The organism is Arthrobacter sp. SPT-J7 (assembly GCF_059089965.1).
The window spans coordinates 1-4356 of record NZ_JBNHFF010000259.1 but is presented as its reverse complement, the minus strand read 5'-3'; the positions used below and the strand labels follow the sequence as shown (position 1 = coordinate 4356).

At 66.6% G+C, this 4356-nt stretch carries 6 protein-coding genes; 3 read left to right on the top strand and 3 right to left on the bottom strand.

Going from position 1 to position 4356, the window contains the following annotated elements:
- A partial coding sequence (gene rfaE2, locus AC5RWX_RS30850; RefSeq protein ID WP_494100011.1) for a D-glycero-beta-D-manno-heptose 1-phosphate adenylyltransferase occupies nt 1–1010 on the top strand: 1010 nt, incomplete at its 5' end.
- Nucleotides 1011–1077: 67 nt separating this feature from the next.
- Nucleotides 1078–1986, top strand: coding sequence for a spermidine synthase (locus AC5RWX_RS30845; protein WP_494100010.1), 909 nt, complete (start codon nt 1078–1080; stop codon nt 1984–1986).
- A 1-nt stretch (nt 1987) separates the two neighbouring features.
- On the opposite strand, the gene AC5RWX_RS30840 is transcribed toward AC5RWX_RS30845, so the two are convergent.
- Nucleotides 1988–2893, bottom strand: a complete 906-nt coding sequence (locus tag AC5RWX_RS30840) for a LysR family transcriptional regulator (RefSeq protein WP_494100009.1) — start codon at nt 2891–2893, stop codon at nt 1988–1990.
- Between the two features lie 94 nt (nt 2894–2987).
- On the opposite strand from AC5RWX_RS30840, the gene AC5RWX_RS30835 reads away from it, so the two are divergent.
- Nucleotides 2988–3737: a 3-hydroxybutyrate dehydrogenase gene (locus AC5RWX_RS30835; RefSeq protein WP_494100008.1), complete on the top strand. Its 750-nt coding sequence runs from the start codon at nt 2988–2990 to the stop codon at nt 3735–3737.
- Between the two features lies 1 nt (nt 3738).
- Here AC5RWX_RS30835 and AC5RWX_RS30830 read toward each other — a convergent pair whose 3' ends face one another.
- On the bottom strand, nt 3739–4002 hold the full coding sequence (locus AC5RWX_RS30830) for a hypothetical protein (RefSeq protein ID WP_494100007.1): 264 nt from the start codon (nt 4000–4002) through the stop codon (nt 3739–3741).
- Between the two features lie 234 nt (nt 4003–4236).
- Nucleotides 4237–4356 (bottom strand): winged helix-turn-helix transcriptional regulator (locus AC5RWX_RS30825; RefSeq protein ID WP_494100012.1); only part of this gene is annotated, 120 nt, incomplete at its 5' end.

The window sequence follows — 4356 nt, the reverse complement described above, 5'->3', positions numbered from 1 at the left end:
GGGTGCTGGCCGATCCGGTCCGGGCCAGCCTGGTGGACGCGCTCGCCGGCCCGGCTGCCGGCGGGGACCGTCCGCTGCTCGTGGTCGATTCGCACGACCCCCGGCCGTGGGCGCCGCTCCGCCCGGACCTGGTAACCCCAAATGCCCAGGAAACCGCGCGCATGCTGGACCTGCGGCTTTCCGACGGCCAGGACAGGGTGGCGGAGGTGAGCAGGCACGCCGATGCCCTGCTGGAAGCCACGGGCGCAGGGGCCGTGGTGGTCACCCTCGACCATGACGGCACCGTCCTGCTGAGGTCCGATGGCGTGACGCACCGTACGTGGGCCCGCCCGGCCGCGGAAAAGCAGGCCTCCGGTGCCGGCGATACCTTCGTGGCGGCGCTGACGCTGGCGCGCTCCGCGGGGCTGCCGTTGACGGCGAGCCTGGACTTGGCGCAATCGGCCGCGGATGTGGTTGTGCATCAGCCGGGCACATCCGTCTGCAGTACAGGACAGCTTAGCCGGTACCTGAAGGCCTTTGCCGACACTGCCTTGGGTGCGGACGAGCTGCACCGGCAGCTGGAGCTGCACCGTGCCCAGGGCCAGCGCATCGTGCTGACCAACGGTTGCTTCGACGTGCTGCACAGCGGCCACACCCGCTACCTCAACCAGGCGAAACAGCTGGGGGACGTGCTGGTGGTGGCGTTGAACAGCGATGACTCCGTGCGCAAGCTCAAGGGCGCGGGCCGGCCCATCAACGGGGTGGCGGACCGCGCCGCGGTGGTGGCGGCGCTGAGCTGCGTAGACTACGTGACCGTCTTCGACACTCCCACTGCGGCCCCGCTTATCGGGCAGCTCCGACCGGAGGTTTATGCCAAGGGCGGGGACTACACCCCGGAAATGCTCGCCGAGACGCCGGCAGTGGAGGCGTACGGCGGCAGGGTGGCCATCCTTGATTATGTGGCGGAAAGGTCCACCACCGCAGTGGTGAAGCGGATCCGGGAGGGCGAAGGGGCAGTGCCTGGCAGTTAGGGCGAGCCAGGGCGGGTGCTGCTGAAACCAATTAGGGTTGAAGCATGACTGAAACGCGGCACAGGTAATGGCAAAACGCGGAAGGTCAGGGGGACGGAACGGCCTGCGCGCGGTGGCAGGAGTGGTGGAGGTTCCGATGGGAGCCCGGCCCAACGGACCTGTTGAAGGCGTCTATTACATCGACACCGGAGACTGTGAACTGATCGCGGACCAGGACAACTCCACCGGCTGGCTCCTGAAGATCAACGGGGTGATGAGTTCCCACATCGACCTCGCGGACCCGCTGTTCCTGGACTTTGAGTACATGCGTTGGATGGCGGCCCTGATCGAGTCCCGCTGGCCGCCCTCGGGCACGGCGGGACTCAAGCCGAAGCTCCGCGGATTGCATCTCGGCGGGGGGGCCTGCTCCCTGGCCCGCTACTTCCACGCTGCCTACCCGGATGCCCGGCAAGTAGTGGTGGAGCTGGACGGCAAGCTGGCCGAGTACGTCCGTGGCTGGTTCGACCTGCCGAAGGCGCCGCTGCTTCGGCTCCGGGTGGGGGAGGCCCGCGAGGTCACCGAGACCCTGACCGCTGAAACCCGCGACTTTATCATCCGGGACGTTTTCGCCGGTGCCCTGACCCCGCGGCCGCTGACCACCGCGGAGTTCAACCAGCGCGTCAAGCGCGTCCTTGCCCCCGGCGGGCTGTACGTGGCGAACTCCGGGGATGCGCCGGACCTGAGGAATGCCAGGGAGGACGCCGCCACCATCGCGGCCGCCTTCAAGCACACCGTAATCATCGCTGACCCGGCAATGCTCAAGGGCCGCCGCTACGGGAACATGGTCATGGCCGGGAGTGATACCCCGTTCCGCGACGACCCGCAACTGGCCCGCCGGCTCCTGGGCGGCGCGGTTCCGGCCCACCTCTGGGACGACGCCCAGGTGCGGGCCTTCGCGGCAGGATCACCCGTGCGGCACGACCCGCCCGCCGATTAGCTCAGCCAGCCAAACCATTTCCCAACAGCTTCCCCCGGTGCTCCGCCATCCCCTCCCGCAGGGCGTGCACTACTGCCGCCACGGCAGGCCGCCGCAGGGAGTCCGGCCGAAGCACCATCCAGTACGGCAGCAGCTCGGCGATCTCGGACGGCAGCAGGCGGACCAAATCTTCATGGAGGTCGCCCATAAAGCAGGGCAGGAAACCGATCCCGGCCCCGGCGCGGGTGGCCTCCACGTGGACAAAAACGTTGGTGGAGGTGAGGCCATCGCGCATTCCCGGTACAAGGCGGCGGGGCGCATCCAGGTCATCCACCTGCAGCATTGAATCAACGAAGTACACCAGCGGGTGTCCGTTGAGTTCGGCCACGGTGGCTGGAGTGCCGTGCTCCTCCAGGTAGGCGCGCGAGGCATACATGCCCAGCATGTAGTCGCCCAGCCGCACAGCTTCGGCCCGGTGCACCTGCGGTTCGCCCACCACCACTTCGATGTCCAGGCCCGAGCGCTGCTGCAGTGCCCGCCGGGTCATGGTCACTACCTCCACACTCAGCCCGGGGTGGTCACGGCGCAGCCGGGCGACGGCAGGTGCGGCGATATAGGCGCTGAAGCCGTCTGTCGCCGTCATGCGCACGACGCCGGTGATCGGGTCGGGTGCCTTTCCGGCCGCCCCAAGCGTGCCCACCACCGCTTCCACCTGTTCGGCGACCTGCACGGCCCGGGCTCCAAGGTCAGTCAGTTCCCACCCTCCGGTGGCACGCGCCAGGACGCGCCCACCGAGCGCCTTTTCGAGGGCTGCGATCCGGCGGGAGACGGTGGTGTGATTAAGCCCCAAGGCTTGGGCCGCCGTCGTGTATTTAGCGGACCGGGCAACCGCGAGGAGTACCAGCAGGTCATCGGGGTTGGCTTTCATATCTGCAATTCTGCATGCACTCGGTGCTGGATTAGTCATTGAAGGTACATGTCTGTGCAGTAATACTCAGTGGGAAACACCCGAGGGGATTGGTATGGAAAACACTTTGAATGGCCGCAAAGCTCTGGTCACCGGCGGTGCCAGCGGAATCGGCGCCGCGTGTGTCCGGGAACTTGCTGCACGTGGAGCGAAAGTGGTGGTGGCCGACGTCGACGCCGCCGGCGCCGCAGAGCTCGCCGACGAGGTGGGGGGCACTACCTGGGCCGTTGACCTGCTGGACGTGGACTCGCTCGCAACCCTGAGCCTGGACTGCGACATCCTCGTGAACAACGCCGGGATCCAGCGCATCAGCCCCATCGAGGAATTCGATCCCGTGGAGTTCCGCCGGATCATCGCCCTGATGCTGGAGGCGCCGTTCCTGCTGATCCGGGCGGCCCTGCCACACATGTACACCAGCGGGTTCGGCCGGATCATCAACGTGTCCTCCGTGCACGGCATCCGGGCCTCGCCGTTCAAGAGCGCCTATGTTTCTGCCAAGCACGGCCTTGAAGGGCTGAGCAAGGTCACAGCGCTTGAAGGCGGTGACCACGGGGTGACCTCCAACTGCATCAACCCCGGATATGTGCGCACGCCCCTCGTGGAGAAGCAGCTCGCGGACCAGGCCCAGGTGCACGGCATCCCAAAGACCGAGGTGCTGGCCAAGGTCATGCTCACCGAGTCGGCCATCAAGCGGTTGGTGGAGCCTGAGGAGGTTGCCTCCCTGGTCGCCTGGCTGGCCTCGGACCACGCCGGCATGGTGACCGGCGCCAGCTACACCATGGACGGCGGCTGGTCAGCGCGGTAGCTCAATCCAGCTTTTTGAGCTGCCGGTGGTCATAGAAGAAGACGCCTTCGGCGGTGTCCACACCGGCGGACAGACCCTGCAGGAACACCACCACTCCCTCGCGGCGGCCCTTGAAGGGATCGTCTGCCATCACGGCGTCACCGATCCTGTAAGGGGACCGTGGGCCGAAGGGCTTCACGACCCGGCTCCACGCTTGCGCCGCGACGGAGGACAGGGTTACAGGCTGTCCCATGCTGGACAGGTCCTGGACGAGAGGTTTGACCATGCGTACCAACTCCTTGCGGGCGGGCGAGCCGCCCAATGGCGGTGCAGGTAAACCGGAACGCTCCCAGCAGAGGACGGCCCTCCCATTCCGGCTGGCACCTTGTGCCAAAGCTATGCGTTATTCACACCAGTCACACCAGTAACGAGTACTCGCTTTTTGGAATCACTCATACTGGTTCCAGTTTGGGTACTTGGGGGAACGCCGGGTGCGCCCCTTGCGAGCTCTGATCCTTGGTCAAAGCTGCCCATCGATGATGGCGTCGGCGTTCTCGAAGGCCCACGCTACCAGCGGAACGAGCAGGGCACTCAGCTCGTAGCCGCGCTCGGTCAGGCTGTAATCCACCCGCGGCGGAAT

What these genes read in the sequence shown, in the direction of transcription:
- AC5RWX_RS30845 (WP_494100010.1), top strand. Translation starts at nt 1,078, where the DNA reads ATGGCAAAACGCGGAAGGTCAGGGGGACGGAACGGCCTGCGCGCGGTG.
- AC5RWX_RS30840 (WP_494100009.1), bottom strand. Translation starts at nt 2,893, where the DNA reads ATGAAAGCCAACCCCGATGACCTGCTGGTACTCCTCGCGGTTGCCCGG.
- AC5RWX_RS30835 (WP_494100008.1), top strand. Translation starts at nt 2,988, where the DNA reads ATGGAAAACACTTTGAATGGCCGCAAAGCTCTGGTCACCGGCGGTGCC.
- AC5RWX_RS30830 (WP_494100007.1), bottom strand. Translation starts at nt 4,002, where the DNA reads ATGGTCAAACCTCTCGTCCAGGACCTGTCCAGCATGGGACAGCCTGTA.